The organism is Wolbachia endosymbiont (group A) of Volucella bombylans (assembly GCF_964026965.1).
Lineage (GTDB): Bacteria > Pseudomonadota > Alphaproteobacteria > Rickettsiales > Anaplasmataceae > Wolbachia > Wolbachia pipientis.
Window position 1 is genome coordinate 205,287 of sequence record NZ_OZ034717.1, and the last position, 17,937, is coordinate 223,223.

Here is a 17,937-nt window from a genome sequence, read left to right on the forward strand (position 1 = left end):
TCTAAAGAAAATAAATTTTATATTATTAATAGAAATTTTGCAACATTAAAACGCTTACTAGTTACGCTTCATTACAAACAATGCAAATGCATTTAATAGCCAAGTAATAATAAACAATACTAAACTAAGCGCATAAGCAGCAAGAGTTTGTACACTATTGAAATCCTGATCTCCGGTAAGTAATGTAGCGATCTGCACGGTAATGGTAGTAACTGAATTAAGAGGGTTAAAAGTCAAATTTGCGTTGATTCCCACAGCCATTAGCACAATCATTGTTTCACCTATCACTCTTGAAATTGACAATAAAATTGCACTTAAAATTGTAGGCATTGCATAAGGTATTGTTATATGCCATATAGTTTCCGCTGGAGTTGCACCAAGTGCCATGAAGCCATAACGCAAGCTTTTTGGAACAGATCTTATGGCATCTTCGAGTAAAGAAATAATAAAAGGAAGAATCATTATCCCAATCGATAAACCGGCAACTAAGGCACTTTCTGAGTGTATACTTAAACCAAAAAAATTTGCTACCTGCTTTATAAAGAAAGACAAAAACACAACCGCGAAATATCCATATACAACCGTAGGAATAGCAGACAAAACTTGCAAAGTTGTATTAACAATATAACGCACTTTCTCACTCGCATATTCACTAATATATATTGCAGAAAATAAACCAAGCGGAACGACAACTAACATTGCTATAATAGTTATAAGTAATGTACCAACTAAAAGCGGCGCTATACCAAAACATCCTATCTTCTCTTCATTGATAGTGACTACATTGTGGCCCCATTTCAAGCAAAACAAGAATTCTGAAATAGCTACTTTATTAAAAAAACTAATGGATTGAATAAAAATAGACAGCATTATAAATAAAGTGATAAAAAATGATATGGCCAAAGCCACAAATAACGAAAGTTTTATTATCTTATTTCTTTTATTTTTAAAGATAAAAGCAAGCATGAAAAAAAGTAACGCTATAGAAATAAAAGTTACAAAACAATTATTATAGAATACTAACAACCAAGTTAGCATCCATACACAACTAAGATATAGATAAGATTTAACCTTATTTACTTCTTGAAACCTACTAAAACAAAATAAAAGGATTAGTAAGACAGGTATGACTATCACCGAATTCATTCTTCCATGCATCAAATTTTATTCTACGAAAATGTCATACAAGTTCACCATTATTTGACAATAAAGTAAAACAATTTAAAATAAATAATTATATTAATATAAAAACAATGAAGAGAACATTTCAACCAAAAAATTTGATAAGAAAGCGCAGACACGGATTTCGTTCACGTATGGCAACAAGAGCTGGAAGAAAAATCCTTAATAGGCGCCGTTCATTAGGGTGTAACAAATTATGCGCATAGTAAGTATAAAAAAAAAGATTTTTCTTCTGCTTTCAAAAATAAGTTAGCACTCAACAGTCTTTTTTATCGTGGGCTTTATATATCACTGTACGCTATAAAAGAAAGAGAACCTGAAAAGTACATTCATACTATTAGAGTAGGTCTGGCTATCAGTAAAAAAACCGGAAAAGCAGCAAAAAGAAATAAAATAAAAAGGCAACTACGAATGCTTGCTAAAATTAGCATTTTAAATATAAGTAATATAGGGCACTACTACATAATACTAACTCATAGAAACATTATGCAAGCAAGTTATAAAAATTTACAAAAAGATCTAACTATTTGCTTAAAAAAGATAAAATAAAAAAAAATCTCAATTAAGGTATTTACAACTATATTTTTTATGATAATATAGGTAAAATTTTTAAAAATAGTTAATGGGTGTGGTGAATGGTAGAGCATATAAAAGAGGTAAATAACACAGGCTTTGGTCAGATGTATCAATTCTTATTTCTTCCTAAAGGAACAGGAACAGATTGGAGGTCAGCATTTCGCCAACAAGAAGAATTATTTAAAAAAGTGGGAGGTAATGTAATATTACCAGAAATCAGTAATTCTCCTTCAAAAGGGAATCAATTAGGGGAAGTAGGAACAATGCTAAATAATGTAGAAAATGACCAAGAACATATAAGAAAAAAAAGATATCGTAGTTAAAGTAAAAACTTAAAGAATAGTAACAAAACAAGAAAGTTAAAATATAGTATCCGTTCAGGAGAGTGGTTTAAGAAACAATAGATAGGAGATTTTGGAAAGGATTGAGACCCCTTTGTTTCCAAGTTAAGTATAATGAAATTATCCGCTCAAGGAATGTATTTCCCCGCTTTGATTGTGTAAAATATGAGTTTTTGCGATAAACGACATAATGCCGAATTTGCCGTTCAGCGTGGTTATTTGTCAGCGGAATATTTTCTGGGTCATCTAAAAATTTCCACATCATTCTTTCAGATCTCAGAACATTTTTTGCAACTCGAGAGGCTCCAATTGCTTCAGGTAAACGAGATATCTCCTTCAAGTAATACTTTGTACGTTTTCTTAATTTTCTGGCACGTCTGACAAACCTCAAAACATCTATCTCACTTTTTAGTAAAGCTTTTTTTAGTGCAAATAATTCAGTGGCCACGTTTCTCAAGTAACAACCCAGAACTTTAACTTCAATATTCCAACTATGTGCTAATCTTTCAAAATCTCTTGATAAATGTGCCCAACAGATTTGCCTGTTTTTATCGGCAAAATAATTGTATGCTGCATACCTGTCAGTTATTACCAAGCTATTGCGATTGCAGAATTTACTATTTTGTAAAACTTTCATTCCTCTTGACTCTGTAAATTTTACAAAACTTGCCGTATTGCTTGCAAACATCCAACACCAAGCGAGTTTACCTTTGTTATAATGGCTCGTTTCATCAATATGTAGAACTTTACTCCTACTTATCTCTTGTTCGATCTGCTCATACATTTTTTTGCATTTTGAAGCAACTCTATGTTCACTATTTGATATGCTACCGACGCTTATGTTCAAATTGAAGATATCATTTACGACACTCGCTATTTCGCGTTTTGAATTTTTGTAGAATCCGCTGAACGCTGCAATTATTGACTTAACCCTTGGACCAAATGTATCTGGCGTAACACCTTCCGGTAACTTGCTACTTCTTCTCTTTCCGCATCTCCGACAACGGCCATGTTCTAACTGATATTCCACTACATAAGGCTTGATTTCTGGAAGATCAACTTTCTGATGAATATATGGTTTTTCACATATTGCAATTTCTCCTCCGCATTCGCAAGTATTAGGCAACTCTATCTTTACTACTTTATCTGCATCCATGTTGGCGCGAAAACTTCCTTTATGACCAACCTGACCGCCAATATTCCTTTCGCTTTTCGGCTTATTCTTTTTTATTTTATACAACTCTTTGGAACTTGGTATTGATGAATTTTTTGAGCTTAAACCGAGTCTTTCTCTTAACTCAGCATTTTCTATCTTTAAAGCCTTATTTTCTGCTTTTAAACTTTCATTCTCTTTTTCCAATCTTTCTATTTTTGCTTCTAACCTTTCTATTTTTTGCTGTAAATTTTTGCAAAGTTCTAAAAGGTTTACCATATTATTTCACTTTTGCTCTATGATTATCTTTTTAGATCACCTTGTCTACCTTATTCTGCCACTCCGCTGAACGGATACCAAATATAAGTATACCTACTGTCTAATTAACAAAGAAATTTTTATAAACTTGGCGGCGACCTACTCTCCCTTTTCAAGTACCATCAGCGCTAAAAAGTTTCACTTCCGAGTTCGAGATGAGATCGGGTGGTTCATTTTTGCTATAGCCACCAAGTCAATAAAAATTTCTAACTTAACAATTTTAACTTAATATTTAACACTGCATACACACATATAGAAAGCAAATAAATCAATCAGGCTATTAGTACTAGTTAGCTTCACATGTTACCATGCTTCCACACCTAGCCTATCAACGTGGTAGTCTTCCACGGCCTTAATTGGGAAATCTTTTTGAAGAGGGTTTCTTGCTTATATGCTTTCAGCAATTATCCCATCTATACATAGCCACCCAGCGATGCTATTGGCATAACAGCTGGTACACCAGAGGTATATCCATCTCGGTCCTCTCGTACTAGAGTCAGACCTTCTCAAATTTCCTTCACCCACGGCAGATAGAAACCGAACTGTCTCACGACGTTCTAAACCCAACTCACGTATCACTTTAATCGGCGAACAGCCGAACCCTTGGGACCTTCTTCAGCCCCAGGATGTGATGAGTCGACATCGAGGTGCCAAACGGTGTCGTCGCTATGAACGCTCGAACACCATCAGCCTGTTATCCCCGGCGTACCTTTTATCCGTTGAGCGATGACCCTTCCATACAGAATCACCGGATCACTATGACCGACTTTCGTCTCTGCTTGGCTTGTCAGCCTCGCAGTCAGGCAAGCTTATGCCATTATACTATCAAGCTGATTTCCGACCAGCTCTAGCTTACCTTCGCACGCCTCCGTTACTTTTTAGGAGGCGACCGCCCCAGTCAAACTACCCACCATACAATGTCCTAGCTCCAGATAATGAAACATAGTTAGATATCAAAAGTGTAAAGGGTGGTATCTCAAGGTTGACTCCATTATAGCTAGCGCCATAACTTCAAAGTCTCCCACCTATCCTGCACATCACACTTTTAATAGCAATGTAAAGCTATAGTAAAGGTGCACGGGGTCTCTTCGTCTAACCGCGGGTACCCCGCATCTGCACGGGGAATTCAATTTCGCTGAAGTGATGTTGGAGACAGTGGAGAAATCGTTACGCCATTCGTGCGGGTCGGAACTTACCCGACAAGGAATTTCGCTACCTTAGGACCGTCAGTGTTACGGCCGCCGTTTACTGGGGCTTCAATTCGGAGCTTGCACCCTTCCTATTAACCTTCCAGCACCGGGCAGGCGTCAGACCCTATACTTCCACTTACGTGTTTGCAGAGTCCTGTGTTTTTAGTAAACAGTCGCTACTCCCTATTTTGTGCCACCTACTCATAGTTGCCTAAAAGCAGGTTACCCTTCTTCCGAAGTTACAGGTATAATTTGCCGAGTTCCTTCAACATCATTCTTTCAACACCTTAGTATACTCTACTCATCCACCAGTGTCGGTTTGCGGTACGGCCTCATAAATATAAGTGCTATTTCCTGGAGCTTCTTTTAAGCATAGATCAATCCAATAAGATCTATACAAATACGAAACCCGTCACACTTAAGAGGTTTAGGAATATTAACCTAATTGCCATCGACTACTCCTTTACGGACTCGCCTTAGGAACCGACTAACCCTACGCAGATTAACTTAACGTAGGAACCCTTAGATTTTTGGTGAGAGTGTTTTTCACACTCTTTTACGCTACTTATGTCAGCATTCTCACTTCCGATATCTCCAGCAGTTTTCACAAACCACCTTCACAGACTTACGGAACGCTCCGCTACCGCGCCTATTGATCGAAATCAATAAGCACTCACATCTTCGGTATACAGCTTTAGCCCCGGTACATTTTCGGCGCAGAAAAACTTATTTAGACAAGTGAGCTGTTACGCTTTCTTTAAAGGATGGCTGCTTCCAAGCCAACCTCCTAGCTGTAATGGTTTTTCTACTTCCTTCCCCACTTAGCTGTAATTTTGGGACCTTAGATAGTGATCTGGGTTGTTTCCCTCTTCACCACGGACTTAGCACCCGTAGTGTGCCTGCTGTATAATTAATTGTTGGTATTCGGAGTTTAGTTAGATTTGGTAAGACGGTGAATCCCCCTAGTCTATCCAGTGCTCTACCCCCAACAACATACATACAACGCTCTACCTAAATAGATTTCGCGGAGAACCAGCTATTTCCAAGTTTGATTGGCCTTTCACCCCTAATCACAACTCATCCAATAATGTTGCAACATTAACTGGTTCGATCCTCCAGTGTGTTTTACCACACCTTCAATCTGGTCATGACTAGATCACTTGGTTTCGGGTCTAATCCATAAAACTAAAACGCCCTATTCAGACTTGCTTTCGCTACGCCTACACCTAACGGCTTAAGCTTGCTTCATAGATTAACTCGCTGACCCATTATGCAAAAGGTACGCTGTCACTCTAAATATCAATAAATTGATATAGAGCTCCAACTGTTTGTAAGCACTTGATTTCAGATTCTATTTCACTCCCCTCCCGGGGTTCTTTTCACCTTTCCCTCACGGTACTTGTTCACTATCGGTCGTTAAGGAGTATTTAGGCTTGGAGGATGGTCCCCCCATATTCAAACAGGATTTCACGTGCCCCGCTCTACTCAAGGATTTAAAAACTTTCTACTTATACAGGACTATCACCTTCTATGGTTACTATTTCCAGAGTATTCTAATTCTTATTCTTAAATCACTAGCCTTTTCCGCTTTCGCTCGTCACTACTAACAGAATCTCGGTTGATTTCTTTTCCTTTGGCTACTTAGATATTTCAGTTCACCAAGTTTGCTTTACATACTTAGTACGTAATAACTAGCTAAACTAGTTGGGTTTCCCCATTCGGAAATCTGCGGATCAAAATTTGTTGACAATTCCCCACAGCTTATCGCAGCCTGCCACGTCCTTCATCGCCTCTTAACGCCAAGGCATCCATCAAGTGCTCTTAATAATTTATTTATCCGACTATATGCAGAATATGCAGAGTTAAATATTATTAAAATTGAATTGAGATTAAATTAATCTCTACCATAAAACTTGTCAAACATCTAAAAACTAAATTAATCTTTTATATATTATAACCTAATAAATAATATGTCAACGCCTTTTTGCACAAAACATTTACTTATATTATCAACAACAATATACTAGCAATCCTAAACAGTATAATCTGAGAAATATGTGGTAAACTTATATATACAGTAAAAATTAATAAAAAAGATATTTTGTAAGATAAAATGTGTTAAAATCAATTGCCTAAAAATGATAATAAACATTCGGAGTATTTCTAACGTATGAAAAGTAATCTCTCTTTTATAAAAAACGTTGCTTTAAATTGTATGTCTAAGCTCATTGGCGTATTAAATATTAAGAAAGTAAAACACTTCATTGTGAATAAATATAATACTCTTCATAAAGAAATGACAGTGCTTCTTAAAAAATCTAAGAACCTGTTAAACACCAACATTGAAATCGGTTTATATCACTTTTATAAAGGTAGCATATCAGATGCAAAGTTACGATTTTGGTTAATTAGCATATTTTACCCCCATTTACCTATAGTCTGGTATAACATCGGAAGGTGTCATTTTGCGGTAGGGAATACTAACAAAGCTTATAATTATTTAACAAGGGCACTAAAATTAGATAATGACCACGAGGAGGCGTCTTACTATATAAAAAAAATGACAAACTCAGCGCCTATTACAGAATTGCCAAAAAACCTCATAAGACAATATTTTGATTACACAGGTGAATATTTTGTTGAGCATTGGTTGATTGCCAAACAATATAGAGGGCATGAACTTGTACACATGATAATTACAAAAATCTTCAACAACTCCACTTCTGAGCTCAATATACTCGACCTTGGTTGTGGAACTGGAATATGTGGTCATTTCTTGAAAATAAATAGTATTGGAAACCATATAACAGGAATTGACATTTCAAGTAGAATGCTAAATATCGCAAGAGGATGCTTTATAAAAGGTAAGCCTGTTTACAATGAATTAATACATATGGAAATGAAAGAGTTTCTTAAACAAGAGAAAAACCAGCAGTATGATGTAATTATCTTTGCTGAAGTGCTACATTATCTACATGACTTTCAAGAAGAATTGGAATTAGCAAAAAGATCTACGAGCAAAAAAGGGGTTATTGTATGTTCAATAAGAAGAAAGGAAGGTGAAGGTATTGACTTTGTAAATAAAGGAGACTATTTTCGTCACTCAGAAAGTTATGTTCAACATGTTGCAAAAGAAATAAATATGCAAATAAGTTATATGAGTTACTGTAAAATATATGGCAGTCAGGTTGACGGTATCTTGTTTGCATTACAGCATCAACAAGAAAGTCCGAAAAACCTAACTTAAAAATCGCTCAAAATGACTTTTAAGTATCTATATATAATAAAAGAATAAAAGGAACTTTATGAATAACATTACCATTAATTACGCAAAGGACAGCAAATTAACCGACTTTGGAAAAGCAGTTCTATCAGACAGGTATTTAATAGAAAATGAAAGTTATCAAGACCTCTTTGCACGTATTGCTAATTACTATTCTGATAATAAAGAACATGCGCAGCGTCTTTATGACTACATGAGCAACTTGTGGTTCATGCCTTCAACACCAATACTCAGCAATGGTGGCACTAAGAGAGGGTTACCTATCTCTTGCTTTCTTAATGAAACCGAAGACAGCTTGCAGGGAATAGTTGATCTATGGAACGAAAATGTTTGGCTTGCTGCACGTGGAGGAGGCATAGGTAGTTATTGGGGAAATTTACGCTCAATAGGCGAAAGCGTAAAGGGTAGCGGCAAAACATCAGGAATTGTTCCATTTATTGTAGTGCAAAATGCTCTAACGCTTGCAATTAGTCAGGGATCCCTAAGGCGAGGAAGTTCAGCAGTCTACCTTCCTGTATCTCATCCGGAGATAGAAGAGTTTCTAGATTTACGCAAGCCAACAGGCGGTGACCCAAATCGCAAAGCGTTAAATATACATCATGCTGTAATAGTAACAGATAAATTTATGCAGGCTGTTGAGAATGATCAAGAATGGAATTTAATAAGCCCTCACAACAATAAGGTTATTTCAACTGTAAAAGCGCGGGATATATGGATCAAAATATTAACAGCAAGAGTTGAAACTGGAGAACCTTACATTATTTTCCTTGATGCAACAAATAACAATAAGCCAGAATCTTACAAAAAGCTCAACTTAGACATCAAGATGTCAAATCTATGCAGTGAAATAACTTTAACCACAGGTTATGATCACCTGAATAAGTCACGCACTGCTGTGTGTTGTCTATCATCCGTAAACCTTGAGTACTACGAAGAATGGAAAGACAATAAACTCTTCATAGAAGATATAATGCGCTTTCTTGATAATGTATTGGAAGATTTCATAAATAAAGCACCGAATGAAATGCAGCGAGCAAAATATTCTGCAGCCAGAGAACGCAGTATTGGTCTTGGTGTGATGGGCTTTCATTCATTTTTACAAAGCAAAATGGTTCCTTTTGAATCAGTAACAGCACAACAATGGAATAAAAAAATATTTAAGTATTTACGCGAGCAAGCAGATATAGTTTCTAAAAAATTAGCAGAAGAAAAGGGAGCATGTCCTGATGCCAAAGAAGTTGATCTAATGGAAAGGTTTACACACAAACTCGCTATTGCTCCTACTGCCTCGATCTCCATTATTGCAGGTAATACCTCCCCTGGAATAGAACCATACGCAGCAAACGTATTCATACAAAAGACACTTACAGGCTCATTTGTAGTGCGAAATAAATTCTTGCAAAAACTATTAGCAGAAAAAAATCAAGACAATGATAAAATATGGTCTTCAATTTCAACAAACGAGGGTTCCGTTCAGCATTTAGATTTTCTTAGTGAGCATGAAAAATTGACATTTAAAACAGCGTACGAGCTTGACCAAAGATGGATTATAGAACATGCAAGTAATAGAACTTCGTATATTTGTCAATCTCAATCAGTAAATCTGTTCTTACCTGCCAACGTACATAAACGTTACTTGCACAAAATACACATGCTTGCTTGGAAAAAAGGATTGAAGAGCTTATATTACTGCAGATCACAATCAATGCAGAGAGCCGATAAGGTCTCGCATGACATATTCAAAAAAAGTGAAATATTGCAACAAAAAACAGATATTGACTACGATGAATGTCTGTCATGCCAATAGCGGCCTTACTCAGAAAAAGTAGAGAGAAAGTTAAGCAAATGGGTAAATAGACTTCTTGCATAACCATATAACGCACTTTTATTGGGAATAGAAACGAAAAAACTTTCTTGACAAACTCCGCCAGCCCTCTTATCATAAAATTGAAGCTATTTATTTATCTTCTCTGTACAGATTAAATGACAAAAAAACTCACGTATCTGGCGTCTCATGTTTAATTTTTTGCACTATGTGCACCTTATGTCTTTATCAAACTTCTACCTACATAAGCTGAAACGCGCTTATAAAGCGTTTAAAACATAAAAAAACGCCAACTTAAAAAATGGATAGTGAATAACTAGCTACCCTAGGGTTTCTTTTGCCTTTTTTTCTGTTTAGTAAATTTCTTAAACATTTATAGCTAAGGTTAGTTGCATTTAAAAGCAGCTGAGTCGCGGTTATTAAGCGTTTAGAATAAAAAAACGCCATACTTGAAAGTATAATGTAAGTAATTAGCCAACTACGGGGCTTCTTTTGCCTTTTTTTTCATTTGGTAAATTTCTTAAACATTTATGGCTAAACGACAATCGTCATCCCGCTACTTGTTAGCGGGATCTATTGCCAAGATACCGCAAATGAATCGCGGTATGACGGTTCGCGGTGGTATGACGGTTCGTGGCAGCATGAAGATAATCCCGCTACTTGTTAGCGGCTGAGATACTGCGGCGGTATGACGTAGATTGCTGTCATTCCGCTACTAGTTAGCGCCGCAGCGGTATGGTGTAGGAAAATTAGCTATATAGCTAACTTGTACCACGCGTTAAAGCTTTTAAACAGGTCTTGGTTTACTTACTCCATTATTTTCTTTATTATCAGATATCATTTTAAATAATATGGAGGAGCAAATTGTCAGCAATTGCCATTATTGATTTTGGTTCACAGTTTACACAGCTTATCGCAAGACAAGTAAGAGGAATGGGTGTTTATTGTGAGATATTTCCAAGCAACATCAGTTTTGAAACAATATCAAAATTCAATGGGTTTATTCTCTCTGGAGGACCACAATCTGTAAATGATGATTGTTCTGAAACAAGTAGAGTAGTACATGAAATTATAAAACTTAATGAGGCAACAAGCGTTCCTATACTTGGAATATGCTATGGACAGCAACTCATTTGTCATTATTTTGGAGCAAAAGTAAAAGAGAGTTTCAAACAGGAGTTTGGTAGAACTAAAATCAAGATACTAAAAGAATCCCCCATTGTAAAGGATACCTGGGATGTTAATTCTGAAGTGGATGTATTAATGAACCATGCGGACAGTGTTGATACTATACCACAGGGATTTACTGTTATCGCATCAGGTGTGATAAATCAAACAATTGCAATGATTGTCAACGAACAGCGGAAGATTTACTGTACTCAGTTCCATCCTGAGGTTAAGCCCACAACAAATGGCAGTAAATTGCTCTCTAACTTCTTGGATATTGCAAATTGCAAAAGAGACTGGACAATGAAGTCGTTTATTGAGGAGCAAAAGGAAAAAATCAAAAATGTAGTAGGAGAGAAAAAAGTAATCGCTGCAGTAAGTGGTGGGGTTGATTCAAGCGTTGCAGCGGCTCTCACACATAAAGCTATAGGAAAACAATTGAACTGTATTTTTATCGATACTGGGTTGTTACGCAAGAACCAAACCATCGCTATGTTGAAAGAGATTCCGATAAATTACGTTGATAAATCAAATTTATTTTTGAGTAGGTTGAAGGGAATAACTGATCCAGAAGAAAAGCGAAAAATTATCGGTAACACTTTTATTGAAGTGTTTGAAGAAGAAGCAAAAAAAATAGGTGATGTGGATTTTTTGATGCAAGGTACCATCTACTCTGATGTAGTTGAGTCAGGGCATGCCTCAAACAACACTAGTACAATTAAGTCTCACCATAATGTTGGTGGGTTGCCAGAAAAGATGAACCTGAAGCTAGTGGAGCCTTTACGCTACCTCTTTAAAGATGAGGTAAGGCTACTTGGAAAAGAAATTGGGCTTTCAGATGAGATAATATTTCAACATCCATTTCCTGGACCTGGACTTGCAGTGAGGATTATAAGTGAAGTCGATGAAGAAAAGGTGCGAATATTGCAAGAAGTAGATGAAATATATATTAATACGATGAAAAATTACGATCTATATGATAAGATATGGCAAGCTTTTGCTGTATTATTACCAATAAAAACTGTAGGCGTTATGGGAGATGGTCGTACGTATGGATATGTTTGTGCTTTAAGGGCTGTAACATCATCTGATGGTATGACAGCCGATGCATTTCCATTTGAAGATAAGGATCAACACTTGCTAGTATTTTGGGATTTTTTACGCAATGTCAGCAGTATAATTGTTAATAATGTTCCCGGAGTAAATAGAGTTGTTTATGATATCACTTCTAAACCACCCGCAACTATTGAGTGGGAGTAAATCAAAAAGATCCCGCTGCTTGTTAGCTGGATCTAGAGATACCGCGAATGAATCGCGGTATGACGGTTAATTTTCTTTATTTTGCTTATAATTTCCACAAGCAGTGCAAACATAAATGAAGAATACAAATATCCTTTTGGTAATTCTATATGAAATCCATGAAGTATGAGGTACACACCGACAAGTAAAATAAATAAAATGGCGATTATTTTTAACCCTGGGTTAGATTTGATTAACTGGGCGGTATAACTTGATAAAAACAGCATTGCTAGCATGGAAAATGTAAATGCTGTAGCAATTATTACCATGTTATAAGTTAGTGCTATAGCAGTTAATATCGAATCAACCGAAAAAACTAAATCTATTAATATAATTTGTAGCACAACTAAAAAAAATTTTGATTTAACGTTTGCTTTCTTTTTATTTTTCTTACATACAAAGATGTCATCCCGTAACTCCATAGAGCTCTTAACAATAAGGAATAATCCCCCTGCGATCATAAGTAAATCCCTTGCTGATGCAGTGTGAAATATAGGTTTTTGCATTGATAATATAGATGATGTAAAAAATAGTATTACAAAACGCATTAATAGTGCTAATCCAAGGCCCATAAGGCGCACTCTTTCTCTCAGCGCATTTGGTACCTTATCTATTGCTAGAGAAATAAAGATTAAATTGTCTACACTAAGTATAGTTTCAAGTAGTGTAAGTGTCAGTAAAGTCCAAGCATCAGTTAGCATTTTTGTTTCAAATTCGGTTCTTCTTACTCTACAATAGATGTGTAAAAATTAAGTGACTTCACTCAGAAGTTTTATAGCAGTTCTCCAGAAAAACAGGATATATAAAGTTCAGCAGCTTCTTCTATTTTCGTTTTTGAGCAAAATCAATAATAAGAGAGTTTCTTATTTTCATGCACGCAAATAAGATAAAGCCTTATTTTCATTTTTGACTTTATTTGAAAATAATATATACTATAAAAATAGTGTGCTCGGTTGAATGAATGTATATTAAAGGATCACCATCAGGCAAAGTATTCGCTGGTTATCAGGCATTTATACCAAGCCCCTTGCCACCAAAATTTGAATGGGACAATGATTTAGTTAATAGTCTTTAAACCCTTACTTTACTATAAGGAAAGTGGTTGAAAACTTAGGTGTCGTATTTACAACAGCCCAAAGAGCAATCGTAAAGCTTGAAGATTTAGGCATCGTTTCACAAACTTCTCAAGGAAAGAGAGATCGGGTTTATTGTGCAACTGATATTTTGAATATTCTAGAAGAACCAACTAAGATTACAGAGAACTTCGATAGCACATTGTAGCTATTGTGATGAATAAATTCAGCAAACAGCAAGCTTAAAGAGTCTGATCCAATGGACATGCTGAACAAAAAGTAAGGAGCTCCTTTTGGAGGATTATATTAACTTATTAATTAATTGCTTGACTTTTAGCAGGATTTATTATATTATTTATTAATGAGTAATGCAATCAAACCAAGGAGGATAGCATGATAAATAATTTGGATTCAATAATTCTTGGAATAAAAGATGGTGAAAAGGCGATTGAAGATTTAAGGGTTGTTCTTAAAAAAAGAAAAGAAGAAGTTATTACTACACAGACATTTAATTACGCTTTACGATGCCCAAAAACTACAAAGGAAGCGATAGTACACGAAATTCTGCTTCATTTTATACAAAATCCTGGCGAGCAATCACTAGAACAAGTGATACAATGCTTAGATAGAGCAATACAATCTGGGATATATGCAAAAAACAACCCAATAAGAAATCTAGATGAAGAATTTCGTACTCATATAAACTTTAAAGATGAAGAGGGAAATACATTACTACATCATGCAGTTATAGGTAATAAAACTGAAGAAATAACCACCCTTCTTGTTACATATAGTGCAAATCCTTTGATACAAAACGCGGATAATAAAATTCCTTCAGATTTAGCTCAAGGAAAAACAAAAGAAGTGCTTATTAAAAGTATGAAAAAACAAGCTCATACGAAAAAAGAAAGCGCTATGATAGGCAGTTTAGTGCCTGGCGTAATAATTGGTGGTTTTCTTGGTGTTGTACTTGGAGCTGGTGTGTATGTTGCAGTAAGTCTTTCTGGTGGTATGATACTAGGTGTAATGATAGCATCTGTTCTTGTTGCTAGTATAGCTGTTGGACTGGCCATGTATTTTTTGAGTCAAGACTATGAACAGGCTAAAGCGATAGAAAAAACTATTAGCACTGTTAGCTCTGTTAGCTCTGAAATATCTGTTGGTGCTGCAAATGGTAAAAATGATAAAGAAGGGCAACAACTTATATAGAAAAAGCTATAGTATTTTTCAAACTAAATAATAAACCTTGTAATTAGGATATTCTGGATTCCAGCGTCACGTGCTGGAATGACAACTGCGTTTTTTGTTTTTTTGTCATCAAATACTCCTACTCTTTATGTCATCCAAGTGTCCTGACTACTTGGATCCAAGAAATTTAATTGTTTTAAATTTTTCCCTCTATACACCTATTTAAATTTTATATTATCCACATGTACAATATAATCTATAATAACGTTTATCAATACAATATATTAAAAAATATTATGAGCTTCGTAAAAGAAAAAAACACCCCTGTGATGGAGCAGTATTTGAACCTGAAAGCTCAATACAAGGATCATCTGCTATTTTATAGGCTAGGAGATTTTTATGAGTTGTTTTTCGATGATGCTATTAAAGCTGCGAAATTGCTGAATATAGTGCTCACTAAGAGAGGTAATTCGTGTGGGCAAGAAATACCAATGTGTGGAGTGCCAGCACACAGTAGTGAATCTTACCTACACAAGCTAATAGATTTAGGATTCAAAGTAGCAATCTGTGACCAATTAGAAACTGCTGATGAAGCAAAAAAGAGGGGCTATAAATCCATAGTAAAACGTGATGTAGTGCGAGTTGTAACTCCAGGTACAATTATAGAAGATTCACTACTGGAGGATAAAAGCAATAATTATCTCGCGTCCATAGTTGAACAAAATGACGAATATGCTATTAGTTGGCTTGAATTATCGACGGGAAAATTTTTTCACACTTTAACGAGTTTGAAAGCTCTAGATAGTGATTTATTGCGTATATCACCAAGAGAATTATTAATTTCTGAAAAATTCACTGAGGATGAAAAAATTAGATCGGTTTTAAAAAATTATAAAATATCAATTACGCAACACGCACAGAGCTTTTTTGAGTATAGTAAATCTCACAGAACGTTATGCGAGTTTTATAAAATCAGGGAACTTGGGAGTATAGGAAATTTCAGCAAAGTAGAAATCATGGCGTGTGGTGCACTGCTTGAATATGTCAGAGTAACGCAAAGGGGCTCCATTCCAAGGCTTGAATTCCCAAAAACCTATAAGCAACAAAATTTCATGCTTATTGATGCTTCAGCAAGGAGAAATCTTGAGTTGTTTTCAACTCAATTTGGTGAAAAGAAAGGTTCACTAATTTCAGTTATTGATCATACAGTTACAGCTTCTGGTGGACGCCTGCTCAAACAAATGCTCGCTTCACCCCTTGCTTGTTCTAAGGCGATTAACCTAAGGCTCAGTACCGCTCAATTTTTTGTAAATAATCATGATTCACGCAAAAAAATACGAGAGATATTATCTAACATTCCGGATATTGAAAGGTCTTTATCGCGCTTAATACTAGGGCGTGGTTCACCAAAGGATATGAACCTATTAAAAATAGGCCTAGGAAAAACTTTAGAGTTGTCTGAGTTCTTATGTAAAATTGAATCAGGTGAAAATGGATCTCTCCCACAACAATATGTCATCCAAACTGAGATCCAGCCAGCGTCACGCGCTGGAATAACAGTAAAATCAGACGAGAGTGAACTAAGCACAATACATAAAAGCCTTGGCAATCATAAAGACCTATTTGAACTGTTAAATAGTGCTATACTCGATAATAACCTCAGTTCCGTGAAAGAAGGAGGATTTATTCACTCAAAATACAACTCAGAATTATCTGAGTTATCCTACATATTAAATAATAGTAATAAACTAATAACCAAACTCCGTGAATCTTATCGCGACCTAACTGGCATTGCCGCACTCAAAATATTACACAACAACATACTTGGTTATTACGTTGAAGTGTCGGCAAATCACAAAATAACTTCGGATATATTTATTCATAGGCAAAGCTTAGCAAATAGCATGCGCTACACTACTAATGAATTGAAAGAACTAGAAAATAAAATTCTTACGGCACGTGATGCTGCAATCGGCTTAGAAATGAAAATTTTTAGTGAACTGTGTAGTGAAGTTGCTAAAGAGTCTGAAAAAATTGCTCTTGCTGCAAATGCTTTGGCAAAACTTGATATTAGAACCGCATTTGCAGAGCTTGCAGTGCAAAATAATTACGTAAAACCCATTATTGATGACAGCAAAGAGTTCAATATCTGTAGCGGAAGACATCTAGTGGTTGAAGTTAACGATAAATTCATTGCAAATAGCATCAATTTAGCTGGTATACATCTAATTACTGGTCCTAATATGGCTGGAAAAAGCACTTTCTTGAGGCAAAACGCTCTCATTGCAATTTTAGCTCACATGGGGTCATTTGTGCCAGCAGAGAGTGCACATATTGGAGTGATTGACAAGATATTCAGCAGGGTTGGCGCAACGGATAATATAACAGCTGGTTATTCTACCTTCATGGTAGAGATGATCGAAACAGCAACGATAGTAAATCAGGCAACGGACCGTTCCTTGGTGATACTTGATGAAATTGGTAGGGGCACAGGGGTGTATGATGGATTATCTATTGCACAGGCGGTGATTGAACATATTCACAATGTAAATAAGTGCCGCGCCATTTTTGCAACTCATTATCATGAATTAACTAAAGTAAGCAAATACTTGAAGAACGTGAAATGTTTTTGTGTAAAAATAAGAGAGTGGAACGGAGAGGTTATTTTTCTACATGAAGTCATTGAAGGCATTGCAGATGAGTCATATGGAATACATGTAGCAAAACTTGCTGGTTTTCCTGATTCTGTTTTAAATAGAGCAAGTGAAGTGTTTGAGGAGCTGAAGGCTTGAATCATTATTATAAGTGAAGAATTACCTATACAATCGTGGTAGTAGCTATAGAAACGAAAAACTTACTTGACACCCTTCGCCAGCGCCCTTATCATGATAGTGAAGCTATTGTATTTGCTTTCGCCAATCTGCAGATTAAAAGGTAAGGATTACTTAATGTATCGGCGTCTTATGTTCAATTTTTTGCAGTATATAGATACTGTATGTCTTTACAAAACTTCATCTACATCTAGATTTTTATCTAAATAAGCTGAACGCGCTTATAAAGCGTTACAAGACATCAAAAAATGCCAATACTCGACAGAGATAGTAAAAGACTAGCTAACTCGGGGATTCTTTGTCTTTTTTTCTGCTTAGTAAATTTCTTAAACATTTGCAGCGTAAGTTAGTTGCAATTAAAAGCAGCTTAATCTTGCTTGTCAAGCGTTTAAAACATAAAAAACGCCAATATTTTAAAGCGGATAATAACCCCAGGGCTTCTTTTGCCTTTTTTTTTATTCGGTAAATTTCTTAATATTTATAGCTAAACGACAATCGTCATCCCGCAGCG

The 17,937-nt window shown here is 35.7% G+C and carries 11 protein-coding genes, 2 rRNA genes and 1 pseudogene; 9 read left to right on the top strand and 5 right to left on the bottom strand.

Annotated elements, in window-relative coordinates:
• Positions 1 to 57 precede the first annotated feature (57 nt).
• The gene (gene pstC, locus AAGD51_RS01105; RefSeq protein ID WP_038199744.1) at positions 58 to 1,146 is read right to left on the bottom strand and encodes a phosphate ABC transporter permease subunit PstC; all 1,089 of its coding nucleotides are present in this window, start codon (positions 1,144 to 1,146) and stop codon (positions 58 to 60) included.
• Positions 1,147 to 1,253: 107 nt separating this feature from the next.
• Between pstC and rpmH the strand changes: the two genes are divergently transcribed.
• The 3 genes and pseudogenes from rpmH to AAGD51_RS01120 all read left to right on the top strand — a co-directional run bounded on the left by rpmH (position 1,254) and on the right by AAGD51_RS01120 (position 2,081).
• Positions 1,254 to 1,388, top strand: coding sequence for a 50S ribosomal protein L34 (rpmH, locus tag AAGD51_RS01110; RefSeq protein ID WP_006279898.1), 135 nt, complete (start codon positions 1,254 to 1,256; stop codon positions 1,386 to 1,388).
• 67 nt (positions 1,389 to 1,455) lie between these two features.
• A pseudogene (rnpA, locus tag AAGD51_RS01115) lies at positions 1,456 to 1,731 on the top strand (ribonuclease P protein component); the annotation flags it as partial.
• Between the two features lie 86 nt (positions 1,732 to 1,817).
• Positions 1,818 to 2,081, top strand: a complete 264-nt coding sequence (locus AAGD51_RS01120; RefSeq protein ID WP_077188558.1) for a hypothetical protein — start codon at positions 1,818 to 1,820, stop codon at positions 2,079 to 2,081.
• 67 nt (positions 2,082 to 2,148) lie between these two features.
• Here the strand turns inward: AAGD51_RS01120 and AAGD51_RS01125 are convergent, their stop codons facing one another.
• From AAGD51_RS01125 to AAGD51_RS01135, 3 genes are all read right to left on the bottom strand, one after another.
• A complete protein-coding gene (locus AAGD51_RS01125) occupies positions 2,149 to 3,531 on the bottom strand; it encodes an IS66-like element ISWen3 family transposase (RefSeq protein WP_007548562.1) in 1,383 nt (460 codons plus the stop codon).
• A gap of 125 nt (positions 3,532 to 3,656) precedes the next feature.
• Positions 3,657 to 3,763: ribosomal RNA gene (gene rrf, locus AAGD51_RS01130) — 5S ribosomal RNA — on the bottom strand.
• A gap of 66 nt (positions 3,764 to 3,829) precedes the next feature.
• Positions 3,830 to 6,595, bottom strand: a 23S ribosomal RNA gene (locus tag AAGD51_RS01135).
• 335 nt (positions 6,596 to 6,930) lie between these two features.
• Between AAGD51_RS01135 and AAGD51_RS01140 the strand changes: the two genes are divergently transcribed.
• The 3 genes from AAGD51_RS01140 (at position 6,931) to guaA (ending at position 12,295) form a co-directional block, all read left to right on the top strand.
• Positions 6,931 to 8,007, top strand: a complete 1,077-nt coding sequence (locus AAGD51_RS01140) for a methyltransferase domain-containing protein (RefSeq protein ID WP_265040781.1) — start codon at positions 6,931 to 6,933, stop codon at positions 8,005 to 8,007.
• Positions 8,008 to 8,065: 58 nt separating this feature from the next.
• Positions 8,066 to 9,850 carry a ribonucleoside-diphosphate reductase subunit alpha gene (locus tag AAGD51_RS01145; protein WP_077188557.1) on the top strand — a complete coding sequence of 595 codons (1,785 nt, stop codon included), beginning with the start codon at positions 8,066 to 8,068 and terminating at the stop codon, positions 9,848 to 9,850.
• 882 nt (positions 9,851 to 10,732) lie between these two features.
• Positions 10,733 to 12,295: a glutamine-hydrolyzing GMP synthase gene (gene guaA / locus AAGD51_RS01150; protein ID WP_265040778.1), complete on the top strand. Its 1,563-nt coding sequence runs from the start codon at positions 10,733 to 10,735 to the stop codon at positions 12,293 to 12,295.
• 32 nt (positions 12,296 to 12,327) lie between these two features.
• Here guaA and AAGD51_RS01155 read toward each other — a convergent pair whose 3' ends face one another.
• Positions 12,328 to 13,035 (bottom strand): TerC family protein, encoded by a 708-nt coding sequence (locus AAGD51_RS01155; protein WP_038199715.1) that lies wholly within the window; start codon positions 13,033 to 13,035, stop codon positions 12,328 to 12,330.
• Positions 13,036 to 13,432: 397 nt separating this feature from the next.
• On the opposite strand from AAGD51_RS01155, the gene AAGD51_RS01160 reads away from it, so the two are divergent.
• The 3 genes from AAGD51_RS01160 (at position 13,433) to mutS (ending at position 17,387) form a co-directional block, all read left to right on the top strand.
• Positions 13,433 to 13,615, top strand: a complete 183-nt coding sequence (locus AAGD51_RS01160; RefSeq protein ID WP_006279522.1) for a hypothetical protein — start codon at positions 13,433 to 13,435, stop codon at positions 13,613 to 13,615.
• Positions 13,616 to 13,800: 185 nt separating this feature from the next.
• Positions 13,801 to 14,616 (top strand): ankyrin repeat domain-containing protein, encoded by an 816-nt coding sequence (locus AAGD51_RS01165; RefSeq protein ID WP_077188556.1) that lies wholly within the window; start codon positions 13,801 to 13,803, stop codon positions 14,614 to 14,616.
• A 275-nt stretch (positions 14,617 to 14,891) separates the two neighbouring features.
• On the top strand, positions 14,892 to 17,387 hold the full coding sequence (gene mutS / locus AAGD51_RS01170) for a DNA mismatch repair protein MutS (protein WP_236515217.1): 2,496 nt from the start codon (positions 14,892 to 14,894) through the stop codon (positions 17,385 to 17,387).
• Positions 17,388 to 17,937 lie beyond the last annotated feature (550 nt).